The organism is Pseudomonas canadensis, assembly GCF_000503215.1.
In the GTDB taxonomy this organism is placed as follows: Bacteria; Pseudomonadota; Gammaproteobacteria; order Pseudomonadales; family Pseudomonadaceae; genus Aquipseudomonas; species Aquipseudomonas canadensis.
In genome coordinates, this window is the sequence record NZ_AYTD01000001.1 from 76,748 (window position 1) to 91,680 (window position 14,933).

Consider the following 14,933-nt stretch of genomic DNA (forward strand, 5'->3'; position numbering starts at 1 on the left):
CACCGCCATCGCTGGCAAGCCAGCTCCTACAGGGTGATCGGTGTTAGCCCGCTATGACACGGTTCTTGCCCTGGCGCTTGGCCTCGTACATCGCTGCATCGGCGCGGGCGAACAGGCTGTCCAGTGTCGAGTCTTGTTCGGTGAGGCTGGCCAGTCCCTGACTGATAGTCACGCTGAAAACCTGGCCTTCATAGCTGAAACTCAGTTCCTGAATTTCCCTGCCCAGCCGCTCCGCCACTTGCAAGGCCATTTCCGGCGCGCAGCCGGGCAGGACGGCTGCGAATTCTTCGCCGCCAATGCGCCCGAACAGGTCGCCACGGCGCAATACCCCGCGACCGCTCTCGGCGATGCGGCGCAACACCTGATCACCTTCCAGGTGGCCATAGCTGTCGTTGACGTCCTTGAAGTCATCGATGTCCAGCAGCAGGAAAGCCAACGGCGCACCTTGGGCACAGGCCGTATCGAAGGCCTGGTTGGCGCATTCGAAGAAGTGCCGACGGTTGCTGCTCTGGGTCAGCACGTCGGTGGTGGCCAGACGGTGCAGTTCCAGCTCCAGTTGTTTCTTTTCAGTGATGTCTTCGGCCATGCCCACCACGATCAACGGTTCGCCGGGTTCGACCTGCTGGTTGATGTAGCACTTGTCGCTCAGCCAGCGGATCTGCCCGTCGGCGGTGATGATGCGATACTCGCGGTCCTCCACGGCACCCTGTTCCAGCACGCGGGCCAGGCTGTGCTCGGCGTAGTCGAGGTCTTCGGGGTGAATACTGTTGCGCCATTCCCGATGGTCGGCCAGCAGCAGTCCGGCGGAACGTCCGAAAACGCGTTCATAGGCTGGGCTCACGTACAGCACGCGGCGCGTTTCCCAATCGATGGCCCACAGCACGGCGTTCACGCTCACCAGCATCGAACTCAACAGCTGTTCGCGCTCGCTCAACCGCTCGACTTCACCCTGGGCATGCACCAGCGCCAACAGGGTCGCGGCGGCAGCCGGACGCGGATGTTCAGCGGTGGGAGGATCGGGCAAGTATGGATTTTCGTGAACCATCGGCACAACTCTCTCTGGGCGCGCCGCAAGTTGGAACAGCGGTCACTACAAGGGGCCACCATGATGGCGAAGTGTTCATTGAGAGAGGCGAATTGCAGTGAAGTTCCGTCAACAGGACCGATTGCCGGTGTCCGAGAAATGACGCCAAAAAGCCGATGGCTGGGAGGGCAGGCCCTCCCAGCGCACTGTCAGACCGCTGCAGGACGCAGTGAATAGGTCTTCAATTGGTGGGCAAAATCCCGCAGGGACTGGATGCCGCTGGCCTCGGCCTCATGCACCCATTCCTTGATGGCCGCGAGCATATCGTGGCCATTGGAACTGGTCTTCAGCCAGATCTGCTGCAGCGCCAGGCGCTTTTCGTAGATCACTTTCAGCGCCTGGCTGTGTTCCAGCATGCTCTGGATACGCACATGGTGGCGGTCATCCAGCAAACTGGTTTCTCGCGATAACAGGCGCTTGGCACGGTGGAATTGGTGGCGAACGGAGTGATCGACCTTTTCCAGCTCCTGCTTGACCAATGGGGCGATCACCAACTTGCGGTACTGGGCCATGATCTGGAAACGGTTATTGAGGATCGCCATGGCGGTGTCCATGTCCAGATGACCCTTGCCTTCCACACGGTGGGCGATGGGCGCGACGCGTTGCACCTTGGCCAGGCGCAGGAAGCTGAAGACTTTGATCCATGCCCAGCCCATGTCGAATTCCCACTTCTTCACCGACAGCTTGGCGGAGTTGGGGTAGGTGTGATGGTTGTTATGCAGCTCTTCGCCACCGACGATGATGCCCCACGGCACCAGGTTGGTCGCCGCGTCACGGCATTCGAAATTGCGATAACCCACGGCATGCCCCAGGCCGTTGATCACGCCGGCGGCCCAGAACGGGATCCACATCATCTGGATCGCCCAGATGGTGATGCCGATGGTGCCGAACAGCAGCAGGTCGATCACGCCCATGATCGCCACGCCCAGCAACGGGTAGGGCGTGTAGATTTTGCGTTCGATCCAGTCTTCCGGGCAGTTCTTGCCGTAGATGCGCAACGTCTCGGGGTTTTCGGCCTCGGCGCGGTACAGCTCGGCGCCTTTGCGCATCACGGTGGACAGACCCTTGATGACCGGGCTGTGCGGGTCGTCGACGGTTTCGCACTTGGCGTGGTGCTTGCGGTGAATGGCGGTCCACTCGCGGGTGTTCTGCGCCGTGGTCAGCCACAGCCAGAAGCGGAAGAAGTGTTTCAGGCCGGCATTGAGCTCCAGGGAGCGATGGGCTGAATAACGATGCAGATAGACTGTGACCGCAACGATGGTCACGTGGGTCATCAACAGAGTGACCGCCACCAGTTGCCAGGCTGACAGGTCAAGAAAACCGTTGTACCACATAGGCTGTATGGCCCTCAGATAAAGAAAAGAACAGCTCACGCATTATCACTAAGCCTACAGAGAAAACCAGCCGCCCTTTCAGATAGGAGTGACTGGATGTTTCTTATTCTATAATCCGCAGCCTTTGTAGGGCGATTCTGTTTTTTGGTAAGGATTACTGACCATATGCTGTTTTCATACCGAGGTGCCCTGCGTGCCGGGCTGGTATACCTGCTGGTTTCCGTTCTGTGGATCGGCGTAACCCAGCGCGTATTGATCGAGTTTCTCGATAACCCGAGTGAGCTGACCCACTGGCTGCAGGTGCGCGGCTATGTGTGGGTGGCGCTCAGCGCCCTAGCGATTTACCTGATCTGCGCCCGGTTTGCCCGGGCCAACCAGCTGCAACAGCCCCTGAAAGAAAACCGTGAACGCCTGCGCCAGGCCGCCGCCGTGTTCGATTGCACTCGCGAAGGCGTGTTGGTCACCGACGCACAGGGGCTGATCGTGCACGTTAACCGGGCGTTCATGGAGATCACCGGCTACAGCCGCGAAGACGTCATGGGGCATCAGCCCAGCCTGTTCAAATCCGGTCGCCATTCGTCGAATTTCTACCAACAGATGTTCCAGAGCCTGGAACGCACCGGCGAATGGAGCGGTGAAATCTGGAACCGACGCAAAAGCGGTGAGATTTATCCACAGTGGCAAACCATTCGGGTGATTCACGATGACCAGGGCAAGGTCAGCCATTATGTGGCGGTGTTTTCCGACATCAGCGCCATCAAGGACTCCGAGCACGAACTGGCCCACCTCGCGCACCACGATCCGCTGACCGACTTGCCCAACCGCCTGCTATTCACCGACCGCGCCGAGCAGGCGCTGGCCTCGGCGCAGATCCACAAGCGTGGCTGCGCCTTGCTGTTGCTGGACCTGGACCACTTCAAGATCATCAACGACAGCCTGGGCCATAACGTCGGAGACCAATTGCTCAAGCTGGTGGGCGAGCGGCTCAAGGCACTGTTTGGCCCCGGTGTGACCCTGGCGCGCCTGGGTGGAGATGAATTCGCCGTACTGGCGGAAAGTTGTCCACAGGTGGCCCAGGCGGCGGGTCTGGCGCAGCGCATGCTGGAGGCGATGAAACAGCCCTTCATCTTTGATGGCCACCAGCTGTTTATCAGCGCCAGTATCGGGATCAGCCTGTTTCCCAACGATGCCCTGAGCGCCGAGCAGTTGCTGCGTAACGCCGACTCCGCGCTGTTCAAGGCCAAGAGCGCCGGGCGCGAGGGCTACGCCTTGTACACCGAGGAACTGACTGCCCACGCGCAGAATCGCGTGGAAGTCGCCAGCGAACTGCGCCGCGCCCTCGAACAGCAGGAACTCTGCGTCTATTACCAACCCGTGCACGACCTGCACAATAGCCGTCTGATCGGCGTCGAAGCGCTGGTGCGCTGGCAGCATCCGGAACGCGGCCTGGTGCCGCCGGGGGAATTTATCCCGATCGCCGAGCGCACCGGGTTGATTGCCGAAATTGATGCCTGGGTGATGGACCAGGCGTGTCGGCAGATGTGCCAATGGCTGGCCGAGGGGGCACCGTTGAGTTTTATCGCCATCAATGTGTCTAGCCGCCTGTTTGCGCGGCGTGAGCTGTATGAACAGGTCGCCCAGGTGCTGCATGACACGGGCCTGGATCCGGCCTTTCTCGAGCTGGAAGTCACCGAAAGCGCGGTGATGGAAGACCCGGAGGTCGCGCTGGAGCAGATGCACCGTCTCCGAGAGTTGGGGTTGCGCCTGGCGATCGATGATTTTGGCACCGGTTACTCGTCACTGCTGCGCCTCAAGCGCCTGCCGGTGCAGAAGCTCAAGATCGACCAGGGCTTTGTTGCCGGTCTGCCCTGGGACGAAGATGACGCGGCCATCGTGCGCGTGGTGATCGCCCTCGCTAAAAGCATGGGCATGCAGGTGCATGCCGAGGGGATCGAGCAGGTTGAACAGGCGCGGTTTCTGTTGGATCAGGACTGCGATATGGGGCAGGGGTATTGGTTTGGCCGGCCGATGCCGGCCCACGAAATTGATTGGCACCGAGCCCCCCCAATCCAGACCTGAAATGCAGTCAAAAGGTGGGAGCGGGCTTGCCCGCGAATGCGGTGCATCAGTTAACACATTTTTAGCTGACACACCGCTTTCGCGGGCAAGCCCGCTCCCACATTTGGATCTTCTCTAGGCTTTATTTACGTACTTGGGCACCAAACCCGCACGCAACCCCACGTTCCACCAGAAAATTCTTTCTGGTTATATAAACATTCTTAAATAGTATTTTTAAGAATATCCGCGCTTATCTACTATCGCTCTCACGCCGCAAGCAGTGCCGCCACTGCGAGGCACTATTCATTTCAGGAGCGAGACCATGAGCGCATCTTTACGTAGCGTCGACGGCCAGGACGAAGCAGCCATTTTGCGTGAGATCCAGAGCGCCTTGCGCGATCTGCGGTTTGGCGCGGTGGAAATTACTGTGCACAACGCTCAAGTGGTACAGATCGAACGCAAAGAAAAATTCCGTTTGCAGAACCCGGGTAACAAACCGAGCTAAGCACTGACGGCGATAGACCCGCACTTAATAAGAAAAAGCCAACACCCCAGAATTTCAGGAGCTTCTATGTCGTCGATTCGCCGTTATGCCCTGGCCGCCCTGGCCAGCGCCGTGTTTGCAGGTTCCGCCGTTGCCAAGGACTACGAGTTGCTCAACGTCTCGTACGATCCGACCCGTGAGCTGTACCAGGACTACAACGCTGAGTTCACCAACTTTTGGAAACAGTCCCACCCCGGTGACAACGTCAAGATCCAGCAATCCCACGGTGGTTCGGGCAAGCAAGGCCGCGCTGTGATCGACGGCCTGCGCGCCGACGTGGTCACCCTGGCCCTGGCCGGTGACATCGACGAAATCGCCAAGCTGGGCAAGACCCTGCCGGAAAACTGGCAGACCCGCCTGCCGGACGCCAGCACCCCGTACACTTCGACCATCGTGTTTCTGGTGCGCAAGGGCAACCCTAAAGGCATCAAGGACTGGGGCGACCTGATCAAGAAAGACGTGTCCGTGATTACCCCGAACCCGAAAACCTCCGGCGGCGCCCGCTGGAACTTCCTCGCCGCCTGGGCCTACGGCCTGAAAACCGGTGGCAGCGAAGCCAAGGCCCAGGAATACGTGAAAGAGCTGTTCAAGCACGTGCCTGTGCTGGACACCGGCGCTCGCGGCTCGACCATCACCTTCGTCAACAACGGTCAGGGTGACGTGTTATTGGCCTGGGAAAACGAAGCCTTCTTGGCCCTGAAAGAAGACGGCGGTGCTGACAAGTTCGATATCGTCGTGCCTTCCCTGTCGATCCTCGCGGAGCCGCCAGTGGCCGTGGTCGACAAGAATGCCGAGAAAAAGGGTAACACCGAGATCGCCACCGAATACCTTAAACACCTGTACAGCCCGGCTGGCCAGGAGATTGCGGCGAAGAACTTCTACCGCCCACGCGATGCAAAAGTGGCCGCCAAATACGCCCAGCAGTTCCCGAAACTGGACCTGGTGACTATCGACAAAGACTTCGGCGGCTGGAAAACTGCCCAACCGAAATTCTTTAACGACGGTGGCGTGTTCGACCAGATTTACACCGCGCAGTAACCAACACAATCTGGTGGCGCACGCTATGCCCTGTGGGAGCTGGCTTGCCTGCGATAGCATCGCCGCGGTGTGACCGACATACCGCGACGCTTGCATCGCAGGCAAGCCAGCTCCCACAGGACGTGTGTGCCTCCAGTGGTTTCCCCTTAACCAAGGACTCTTATGTCGCGTCGTATCTCCCCCGTCATACCCGGCTTCGGGCTGACGCTGGGCTACACCGTGGTGTACCTCAGCCTGATCGTACTCATCCCCCTCGCGGCGATGTTTGTACACGCCGCTCAACTTACCTGGGATCAGTTCTGGAACATCATCTCCGCACCGCGCGTGCTGGCTGCGTTGCAACTGAGCTTCAGCACCGCGCTGTACGCCGCGCTGATCAACGGCGTAATTGGTACGCTACTGGCCTGGGTGCTGGTGCGCTACACCTTCCCCGGCCGCAAGATCATCGATGCGATGATCGACCTGCCATTCGCCTTGCCCACCGCTGTGGCCGGTATCGCACTGACGGCGCTGTACACACCTAACGGCCTGGTTGGCCAGTTCGCCGCCGACCTGGGCTTCAAGATCGCCTACACGCCGCTCGGTATCACCCTGGCGCTGACCTTCGTCACGCTGCCGTTCGTGGTGCGCACGGTGCAGCCGGTACTGGCCGATATCCCCCGGGAAGTCGAAGAAGCCGCTGCCTGCCTGGGCGCCAAGCCGTTGCAGGTGTTCCGTCACATCCTGGTGCCCGCGTTGCTGCCTGCCTGGTTGACCGGTTTCGCCCTGGCGTTCGCGCGTGGTGTCGGTGAGTACGGCTCGGTGATCTTCATCGCCGGCAACATGCCGATGAAAACCGAGATCCTGCCGCTGCTGATCATGGTCAAGCTCGACCAATACGACTACCGCGGCGCCACGTCCATCGGCGTGCTGATGCTGGTGGTTTCCTTTGTCCTGCTGCTGCTGATCAACTTGTTGCAGCGGCGCATCGAACGTCCATAAGGAGGCGCGGAACATGTCCCAATCGTCTATTTCCGCCGCGTCCTCGGCCAACGCTGCCCGGCGTGGCAGCGCTGCATCGCGACGTATCCTGATCGGCCTTGGCTGGCTGGTATTTGCGCTGTTCCTGCTGTTGCCGCTGTTTATCGTGGTGACCCAGGGCTTGAAGAACGGCCTCGGCGCGTTCTTCACCGCGATCCTCGAACCCGATGCGCTATCGGCGTTGAAACTCACGGTGATCGCCGTGGTGATTTCGGTGCCGCTCAACCTGGTGTTCGGCGTCAGCGCCGCCTGGTGCGTGAGCAAGTACTCGTTCCGTGGCAAAAGCATCCTGGTGACGCTCATCGATTTGCCGTTCTCGGTGTCGCCAGTGATCGCCGGTCTGGTCTATGTGCTGATGTTCGGCGCCCAGGGCTTTTTTGGGCCGTGGCTGCAGGACCATGACATCCAGATCGTGTTCGCCTTGCCCGGTATCGTGCTGGCAACCATCTTCGTCACCGTGCCCTTCGTGGCCCGTGAACTGATCCCGCTGATGCAGGAGCAGGGCACCCAGGAGGAAGAGGCCGCGCGCCTGCTCGGTGCCAACGGCTGGCAGATGTTCTGGCATGTGACCGTGCCAAATATCAAATGGGGCCTGATCTACGGCGTGGTGCTGTGTACCGCACGGGCCATGGGTGAGTTCGGCGCGGTGTCGGTGGTGTCCGGCCACATTCGCGGCGTAACCAACACCCTGCCGCTGCACGTCGAGATTCTCTACAACGAATACAACCACGTTGCCGCGTTTGCGGTGGCGAGTCTGCTGCTGATCCTGGCGCTCTTCATCCTGCTGCTCAAGCAGTGGAGCGAGAACCGTATTAATCGCCTGCGCGCCGGTGCGGCTGAGGAATAAGTCATGTCGATCGAAGTCCGTAATGTCAGCAAGAACTTCAACGCCTTCAAGGCCCTGAACAGCATCAACCTGGACATCCAGAGTGGCGAGCTGGTGGCGTTGCTTGGCCCGTCCGGCTGCGGCAAGACCACCTTGTTGCGCATCATCGCCGGCCTGGAAACCCCGGATGACGGCAGCATCGTGTTCCACGGTGAAGACGTCTCAGGCCACGACGTGCGTGATCGCAATGTCGGCTTTGTATTCCAGCACTACGCGCTGTTCCGCCACATGACCGTGTTCGACAACGTGGCGTTCGGCCTGCGCATGAAACCGAAGAACCAGCGCCCGAACGAAAGCCAGATCGCGGTCAAGGTGCACGAGCTGTTGAACATGGTGCAGCTGGATTGGTTGTCGGATCGCTACCCGGAGCAGTTGTCCGGTGGTCAGCGCCAACGTATCGCCCTGGCCCGCGCCCTGGCGGTCGAACCCAAAGTGCTGCTGCTGGACGAACCCTTCGGCGCCCTCGACGCCAAGGTGCGTAAAGAACTGCGCCGCTGGCTGGCACGCCTGCACGAAGACATCAACCTGACGTCGGTGTTCGTGACCCACGACCAGGAAGAGGCCATGGAAGTCGCCGACCGTATCGTGGTGATGAACAAGGGCGTGATCGAGCAGATCGGTTCACCGGGTGACGTCTACGAAAACCCGGCCAGCGATTTCGTTTATCACTTCCTGGGTGATTCAAACCGCCTGCACCTGGGTGAAGACAAACACGTGCTGTTCCGTCCCCACGAAGTGTCGCTGTCACGGCATGAGCTGGAAGACCACCATGCTGCTGAAGTGCGGGATATTCGCCCGCTGGGCGCGACCACGCGTGTGACGTTGAAAGTGGAAGGCCAGAGCGAGTTGATCGAAGCTGAAGTGGTGAAAGACCACGACAGCCTGACCGGCCTGGCGCGCGGCGAGACGCTGTTCTTCAAACCCAAGGTTTGGCAAAAAGCCTGAGCCTAAAACACCGCAAAACCCTTGTGGGAGCCGGGCTTGCCCGCGATGGCGGACTTTCAGTCGACAATGATGTTGGCTGGTCCACCGTCATCGCGGGCAAGCCCGGCTCCCACAGTGGATCTTCATTAATCTTCAGACCGTGGCGCGTTTTCCTCTAACGGCCACCGGGCCCGAACGCTCCTCGATCTGTTGCTTGAGGTCATGGCGCAACCCCAGCAGAAACGCCAACTCCGCCACCACAAACAACGGCCCCACGATCAGCCCCGACACGTCATCCACAAACGCCGGCTTCTTGCCTTCGTAGTAATGCCCGACGAACTGAATCACCCAACCCACCACAAACATCCCAATGCCGCTGCTGAGCCACACCAACGTGCTCTGCGCCGCCAGCACATGCCCGGCCCATACCGACAAGCCCATCAGTAGCGTCATCAACACACCCAGCGCCAGTTCCAGGCGTAGGTAAAACCACGCCGACAGCAGTGCGACGATCGCCGCTGGTGAAATCCACACCCCACCGATCGCCCATTCCGGGCGCGACAGCAGCACGGCCACCGCAACAACAATCAGTGGAATGCCGACAAAGTGGCTGGCGATATTGCGCGGGTCGCGGTGGTAGGCAGCGTATTGACTGAGGTGGTCGACGAGGCTTTTCATTGTTATTCCTCCTGTAGGATGTTTAATCATCTCCCGTCAGGCGGCGACTGACTGTCAACTGGGCGACAATCTCTGGAGTTCTCATGATTGCGGCAACCTGGCATGCCCGATTGGCCACCGGCCAGTGGTTCAGCCACCTGCCTGTACCGCTACAGGATAGTTTGCTGGCGGCGGCTCGGCTGCGTCAGCTGACGGCGGGGCAGTACCTGTTCAGGCGCGGTGATCCGCCCTGTGGGGTGTATGCGGTATTGGAGGGGGCGGTGCGGGTCAGCGCGGTCAATGCGCAGGGCAAGGAAGCTATTCTGAGCCTGGTTGAAACGCCTTACTGGTTCGGCGAGATCTGCCTTTTCGACGGTTTGCCGCGTACCCACGACGCCTTGTCGGTTGGGCCGTGCACGCTGTTGCAGGTACCGCAATCGGCGATGCTCGAGATTCTTGACCAAAGCCCGACGTATTGGCGCGACATGGCGTTGTTGATGAGCCAGAAGTTGCGCCTGTCGCTGATCAATATCGAACAGATGAGCCTGATGCCGGCGTCGACACGTATCGCTCACCGGCTGCTGATGATTGCCGGCGGGTACGGCGAGATAGAGCATTCCCGTCGCGTCCTGCAACTGCCCCAGGAAGATCTGGCCGCGATGCTGAGCCTGTCGCGCCAGACCACCAACAGTTTGCTCAAGGCGTTAGAGCAGCAGGAGATCATCAAGCTGAGTTACGGCGCGATTGAAGTGCTCGACCTGCCGCGCTTGCGGCAGGCCGCGGGGGCTGGCTAGGAACCGCGATACGTCGAAAAACCGTAAGGGCTCAGCAGCAGCGGGATGTGGTAGTGCTGGTCGGCCTGCTTGACCTCGAATATCACCGGGACTTCCGGGAAAAACGTCTCGCGATTGGCTTTCTTGTAGTAGTCACCGGTCTTGAACACCACGCGATACTCGCCCGGCTTCATGGCTTGGTTGGCCGGGAACAGTTCGGCGATGCGCCCCTGCTGGTTGGTGACACCTTCGGACAGCGACTGCCAGTGATCGCCTACGTGTTGCTCCAGGGTGACGCTGACACCGGCAGACGGCAGGCCGTTTTCCAGGTTCAGCACATGCACGCTCAGCGGGTTGCCGGCCGCCAGGGCCAGGCTGCTCAGGCCGCTCAGGCTGAGGGCGGCGAGGGTCATAGTCAGGGTTTTCATCGAGGTTTCCTCAAGGGGTGATTGTCAGGCCAAGTTGATTGGCCGCCTTTACCGCGCACGCTTCGTCCTGCTCGGCACCGCCGGCACCGGCAATGCCAAGCGCGCCTACCAGTTCAGAGTCGGCGAACAGCGGCACGCCGCCCCCGAGCAACAGCAATTCGGACAAGCTGTTAAGGTTGGCGGCCTCGGGGTTGTTGCGCGCACGCTCGGCAAACAAGCGAGTGGGGGTTTTAGTCGACAACGCCGTGTACGCTTTGCGTTGGCTGGCGATGCTGTTGTGTGGACCTACGCCGTCGGCCCGCAGGCTCAGCAACGGATTGCCGCCCCGGTCGAGTACGGTAAGTGCCGCCGTGCACTGCGCCAGGCTGGCGTCTGCCAGTTGGCGTGCGGTGTGCAAATCCAGGTCGGCGTGGCGCGGCAGCGGTGGTGCTGCCAGGACGCTGGCGCTGATGGCGAAGCTCAAGAAGAAGGCATTACGGTACATGGGAACGGCTCCAGAAAGCAGGCCGCTACCTTAGCCAGCGGTCTCGGTCAAAAGCCGAACAATTCGATTACAGGTTTGTAATGAACCAAGAGGTAGGCATGCAGGTGTTGTTAGTGGAAGACCAGCCGAAATTGGCGCAAGTCATGGCCCAGGGCTTGAGTGAGGCCGGCTTCGCAGTGGAAGTCGCAGCCAATGGCATGGCCGCTCAGCGGTTTGTGGAAAGCACTGACTATGACTTGGTGATCCTGGATGTCATGTTGCCGGGTTTGAATGCCTGGAAGTTGCAGCAGGCGATTCGCAAGAAGGGCGAGACGCCGGTGTTGTTCTTGACGACCCCGGAAGGGATCGAGGACCGTCTGCGCGGGTTGGAACTGCATGAGGATGATTACTTGCTCAAGCCGTTTGAAGCCAAGGCCTTGGTGGTGCGGGTGAAGAAGTTGTTGCGGCGTGACCGTGGGCGCTGATTGATCCGGCATCTTCAATACCTGGACCACCGCCATCGCAGGCAACCAGCTCCCACATTTGGAATGCATTCCCGTGTGGGAGCGGGGCTTGCCCGCGATGGGGCCATCACGAACACCGCACATCCACCTACCGCAACCCATCCCTGAACTGCCCCGGCGTCATCCCCGTCCAGCGCTTGAACGCGCGGTTGAAACTGCTGGTATCAGCAAACCCCAGCAAATGACTGATTTCCGCCAATGAGCATTGCGGATCCCGCAAATGCAGCAACGCCAAATTCTCCCGGCACTCATTGAGCAACGCATCAAACCGGCAGCCTTCATCCGCCAGATGGCGTTGCAGGCTGCGCAGGCTCAGGTGCAGCGCCTGCGCAACCCGCTCGGCGCTGGGTTCGCCGTCGGGCAACTGCGCTTCGATCACCCGTCGGACCTTGCGCTCCCAGGTCAGCGGTTGCAGTTGGGCGAGGGTGCGCTTGAGCACGGTTTCATTGTGCTCGGCCAGTTCGGGGTTGGCGTCGTCCAGGTGGCTGTCGAAATCCTGCGCGGCGAACTCCAAGCGGTCTTCCTCAGCGCCGAAAAACACCGGCGCGCGAAACACCGTATGCCATGGCTTGGGATCGGCCGGTTCCGGCCTTCGCAGGTACACCGCCAGCGGCGCGTATTCGCGCCCCAGGCGATTGCGACAAGTGCGCACATAGATCGCCGCAAACGCATCGATGGCCTCGAACGCTGGCGCTGGGTTTCCCGGTAGTTGCAGCAAGCGGAACCGATAGCGTTCGCCGTCGCCACTCAGCTCCAGGCTCAAGGCATCGCTGACCACCTGGTGATACCGCACGATGCGCTCGAACACTTCCCGCAAGCTGCCACTGGCCACCAGCGCATACCCCAACGCATGAAACGTGGTGGGGCTGACGAACCGCGACACCCGCAGCCCAATCGCTGGATCGCTGCTGGCCTGCACCGCCAGCTCCCACAAGCGCGTGGTGGCCGACAGCGGGTAGCGCGCATTCGGGTCGTCCATCTGCTGTGGGTCGAGCCCGGCTTGCACGCACAGCGCGGCGCTGTCGAGGCCCAGGGCGTCGAGCTGCTTGCGCAGGGCGCGGGTCCAGCTGGCAAGGGAAGTGGGTTCGGTCATGGCGATTGGCGCTTGCGGTCAACAGGTTGGCGTCCGGGGCTAGCATCCTGATTGATCGCTTGGGGCAGGATGTGAGCACCAATAAGCAAGAGGATGGAAGCATGGACGGTACTTCTGCAAGTCCCCAGCAGATGAACGCGCAACAGCGTTCGGCGCATATCCGTGAAGTGGTGCTGGCCGAAGGCGTACGTCTGCGCCAGCAGCACCCCTGGTTGCTGCATCAGGACGCGTTGGGCGCAGGCATCCTGGCGTTTGCGCTGCTCGGCATGCTGGGCTCGGCGGCGCTCTACATCACCGGGCGCATGGCCTGGTGGGTGTGCCTGCTGCTCAACGCGTTCCTGGCGTCATTGACCCACGAGCTGGAACACGACCTGATCCACAGCATGTATTTTCGCAAGCAGCGCCTGCCCCACAACCTGATGATGGGCCTGGTGTGGCTGGCGCGGCCGAGCACGATCAACCCGTGGGTGCGCCGGCACCTGCATCTCAACCATCACAAGGTCTCCGGCACCGAGACCGATATGGAGGAGCGCGCGATCACTAACGGCGAGCCCTGGGGTTTCGCGCGGTTGCTGATGGTCGGCGATAACGTCATGTCGGCCTTCATCCGCATCCTGCGGGCCAAGACCTGGAAGCACAAACTCACGATCCTCAGGCGCTCGCTGCTGGTGTATGCACCGCTGGCATTGCTGCATTGGGGCGCGTGGTACGTGTTCCTTGGCTTTCATGCCGCCAATGGCATTGCCAGTCTGCTCGGTGCGCCCATCGAGTGGTCAGCCAGCACCGTGCAGATGATGCAGGTGATTGATATCGCTACCGTGGTGATCATCGGCCCTAACGTGCTGCGCACCTTTTGCCTGCACTTCGTCAGCTCGAACATGCACTACTACGGCGATGTGGAACTGGGCAATGTGATCCAGCAGACCCAGGTATTGAACCCTTGGTGGTTGTGGCCGTTGCAGGCGTTCTGCTTCAACTTCGGCAGCACCCACGGCATCCACCATTTTGTGGTGAAGGAGCCGTTCTACATCCGCCAGATGACCGCCAAGGTGGCGCACAAAGTGATGGCTGAGATGGGCGTGCGCTTCAATGATTTCGGGACGTTTGCGCGGGCCAATCGGCTGGGTTTTCCACCGCCTGCAGGGTTTCGATCAGCGCCTTCGCGGCAGGCGACAAACGCACCCCAGCGCGGCTGATCACCCCGCAACGGTTGCTGAGGCTGTCCAACGCATGTGGCAGATTACGCCAATGCAGCACCTGTAATTGACCACTGGCGAATGCCTCGACGAAAGCCTCTTCGGCGCCCAGGCCGATGGCGTCGCATTGCTTCACGATGGTGGCCAATGCGGCCAATTGCTCAAGCTCGATGGCAGGCGCAAAGTCGACGCGCCCGCTGAGGTTGGCCAGCAGCTTGCGAATGCCGGGCGCGATCAGGGGGGTGGCCAGCGGGTAGGTGAACAGGTCGTTGGTGGAAAGGCTGTCCTTGGCCAGTAGCGGGTGCCCGGCGCGGCAGAAAAACACGCTGCGCCGAGGCGTCAGGGCCTGGGTCTGAAAGTTCGGGTCAGCCTCGAAGTGACGCACATCGGCGATAAAGAATTCGATCTCTTCACGGTTCAGGCTGCGTCCGAGTTTTTCCCAGTTATCCACCTGCAATGCAGTGCGCACCTTGGGGTAGGTGGAGACAAAGCGCGCCATCGTCTGGGGCACCAGGTTCACGGCGGCCACCGCATCGCTGCCGAAGCGCACTTCGCCGGCGTCGAGCTTGGTCATGCGCGTGACTTCATGGCTCAGCAACGCCGCGCCTTGCACCAGGCTCAATGCGTGTTGCAGCACCACCTGGCCTTCGGGGGTGGGACGCAGGTCTTTGTTCGCACGGTCCACCAGCACACAGCCGAATTCCTGCTCCAGGCCTTGGATGCTGCGGCTGAATGCTGGTTGCGTGATGCCCATGGCGTCCGCCGCGCGCACGAAACTGCGGTGCTCGTTGAGCGCGATGAAGTAGCGCAGTTGGCGAAGGTCCATGGTATGCCCGGCATCCTGTAGGGGAACCGGGATTTTAAGGGCGATGCTTATTCCGTCAATGAAGCATGTTTGTTTTATCTAGATC

At 60.6% G+C, this 14,933-nt stretch carries 16 protein-coding genes; 9 read left to right on the forward strand and 7 right to left on the reverse strand.

Annotated elements, in window-relative coordinates:
• Window positions 1-43: 43 nt before the first annotated feature.
• Together U367_RS0100285 and desA are read right to left on the reverse strand one after the other, a co-directional pair.
• Window positions 44-1,045 carry a sensor domain-containing diguanylate cyclase gene (locus U367_RS0100285; RefSeq protein WP_028615252.1) on the reverse strand — a complete coding sequence of 334 codons (1,002 nt, stop codon included), beginning with the start codon at window positions 1,043-1,045 and terminating at the stop codon, window positions 44-46.
• Window positions 1,046-1,233: 188 nt separating this feature from the next.
• A complete protein-coding gene (gene desA / locus U367_RS0100290; protein ID WP_028615253.1) occupies window positions 1,234-2,418 on the reverse strand; it encodes a delta-9 fatty acid desaturase DesA in 1,185 nt (394 codons plus the stop codon).
• A 165-nt stretch (window positions 2,419-2,583) separates the two neighbouring features.
• On the opposite strand from desA, the gene dibA reads away from it, so the two are divergent.
• The 6 genes from dibA (at window position 2,584) to U367_RS0100320 (ending at window position 8,909) form a co-directional block, all read left to right on the forward strand.
• A complete protein-coding gene (dibA, locus tag U367_RS0100295; RefSeq protein WP_028615254.1) occupies window positions 2,584-4,497 on the forward strand; it encodes a phosphodiesterase DibA in 1,914 nt (637 codons plus the stop codon).
• 301 nt (window positions 4,498-4,798) lie between these two features.
• Entirely contained in the window at window positions 4,799-4,981 is a 183-nt protein-coding gene (oscA, locus tag U367_RS0100300; protein ID WP_003170956.1) for a sulfur starvation response protein OscA, read from the forward strand.
• A 66-nt stretch (window positions 4,982-5,047) separates the two neighbouring features.
• Window positions 5,048-6,058, forward strand: coding sequence for a sulfate ABC transporter substrate-binding protein (locus U367_RS0100305; RefSeq protein ID WP_028615255.1), 1,011 nt, complete (start codon window positions 5,048-5,050; stop codon window positions 6,056-6,058).
• Between the two features lie 162 nt (window positions 6,059-6,220).
• Entirely contained in the window at window positions 6,221-7,039 is an 819-nt protein-coding gene (cysT, locus tag U367_RS0100310; protein ID WP_010214167.1) for a sulfate ABC transporter permease subunit CysT, read from the forward strand.
• A 13-nt stretch (window positions 7,040-7,052) separates the two neighbouring features.
• Window positions 7,053-7,925, forward strand: a complete 873-nt coding sequence (gene cysW, locus U367_RS0100315) for a sulfate ABC transporter permease subunit CysW (RefSeq protein ID WP_010214166.1) — start codon at window positions 7,053-7,055, stop codon at window positions 7,923-7,925.
• 3 nt (window positions 7,926-7,928) lie between these two features.
• Window positions 7,929-8,909, forward strand: coding sequence for a sulfate/molybdate ABC transporter ATP-binding protein (locus U367_RS0100320; RefSeq protein WP_028615256.1), 981 nt, complete (start codon window positions 7,929-7,931; stop codon window positions 8,907-8,909).
• A gap of 132 nt (window positions 8,910-9,041) precedes the next feature.
• Here the strand turns inward: U367_RS0100320 and U367_RS0100325 are convergent, their stop codons facing one another.
• Window positions 9,042-9,566 carry an Mpo1 family 2-hydroxy fatty acid dioxygenase gene (locus tag U367_RS0100325; protein WP_028615257.1) on the reverse strand — a complete coding sequence of 175 codons (525 nt, stop codon included), beginning with the start codon at window positions 9,564-9,566 and terminating at the stop codon, window positions 9,042-9,044.
• Between the two features lie 83 nt (window positions 9,567-9,649).
• On the opposite strand from U367_RS0100325, the gene U367_RS0100330 reads away from it, so the two are divergent.
• Complete coding sequence (locus U367_RS0100330) at window positions 9,650-10,339, forward strand: Crp/Fnr family transcriptional regulator (protein WP_028615258.1); 690 nt, start codon at window positions 9,650-9,652, stop codon at window positions 10,337-10,339.
• Here the strand turns inward: U367_RS0100330 and uraH are convergent.
• Together uraH and U367_RS0100340 are read right to left on the reverse strand one after the other, a co-directional pair.
• Window positions 10,336-10,746: a hydroxyisourate hydrolase gene (uraH, locus tag U367_RS0100335; protein WP_028615259.1), complete on the reverse strand. Its 411-nt coding sequence runs from the start codon at window positions 10,744-10,746 to the stop codon at window positions 10,336-10,338. The genes U367_RS0100330 and uraH overlap by 4 nt on opposite strands.
• Window positions 10,747-10,756: 10 nt before the next feature.
• Complete coding sequence (locus U367_RS0100340) at window positions 10,757-11,230, reverse strand: GlcG/HbpS family heme-binding protein (protein WP_028615260.1); 474 nt, start codon at window positions 11,228-11,230, stop codon at window positions 10,757-10,759.
• 98 nt (window positions 11,231-11,328) lie between these two features.
• Between U367_RS0100340 and U367_RS0100345 the strand changes: the two genes are divergently transcribed.
• Window positions 11,329-11,694 carry a response regulator gene (locus tag U367_RS0100345; protein ID WP_028615261.1) on the forward strand — a complete coding sequence of 122 codons (366 nt, stop codon included), beginning with the start codon at window positions 11,329-11,331 and terminating at the stop codon, window positions 11,692-11,694.
• 127 nt (window positions 11,695-11,821) lie between these two features.
• Here U367_RS0100345 and U367_RS0100350 read toward each other — a convergent pair whose 3' ends face one another.
• Window positions 11,822-12,826, reverse strand: coding sequence for an AraC family transcriptional regulator (locus tag U367_RS0100350; RefSeq protein ID WP_028615262.1), 1,005 nt, complete (start codon window positions 12,824-12,826; stop codon window positions 11,822-11,824).
• 101 nt (window positions 12,827-12,927) lie between these two features.
• On the opposite strand from U367_RS0100350, the gene U367_RS0100355 reads away from it, so the two are divergent.
• Entirely contained in the window at window positions 12,928-14,022 is a 1,095-nt protein-coding gene (locus U367_RS0100355) for a fatty acid desaturase (protein WP_032864025.1), read from the forward strand.
• Here U367_RS0100355 and U367_RS1000000130595 read toward each other — a convergent pair.
• On the reverse strand, window positions 13,913-14,848 hold the full coding sequence (locus U367_RS1000000130595; protein ID WP_073859982.1) for a LysR family transcriptional regulator: 936 nt from the start codon (window positions 14,846-14,848) through the stop codon (window positions 13,913-13,915). The genes U367_RS0100355 and U367_RS1000000130595 overlap by 110 nt on opposite strands.
• Window positions 14,849-14,933: the final 85 nt, after the last annotated feature.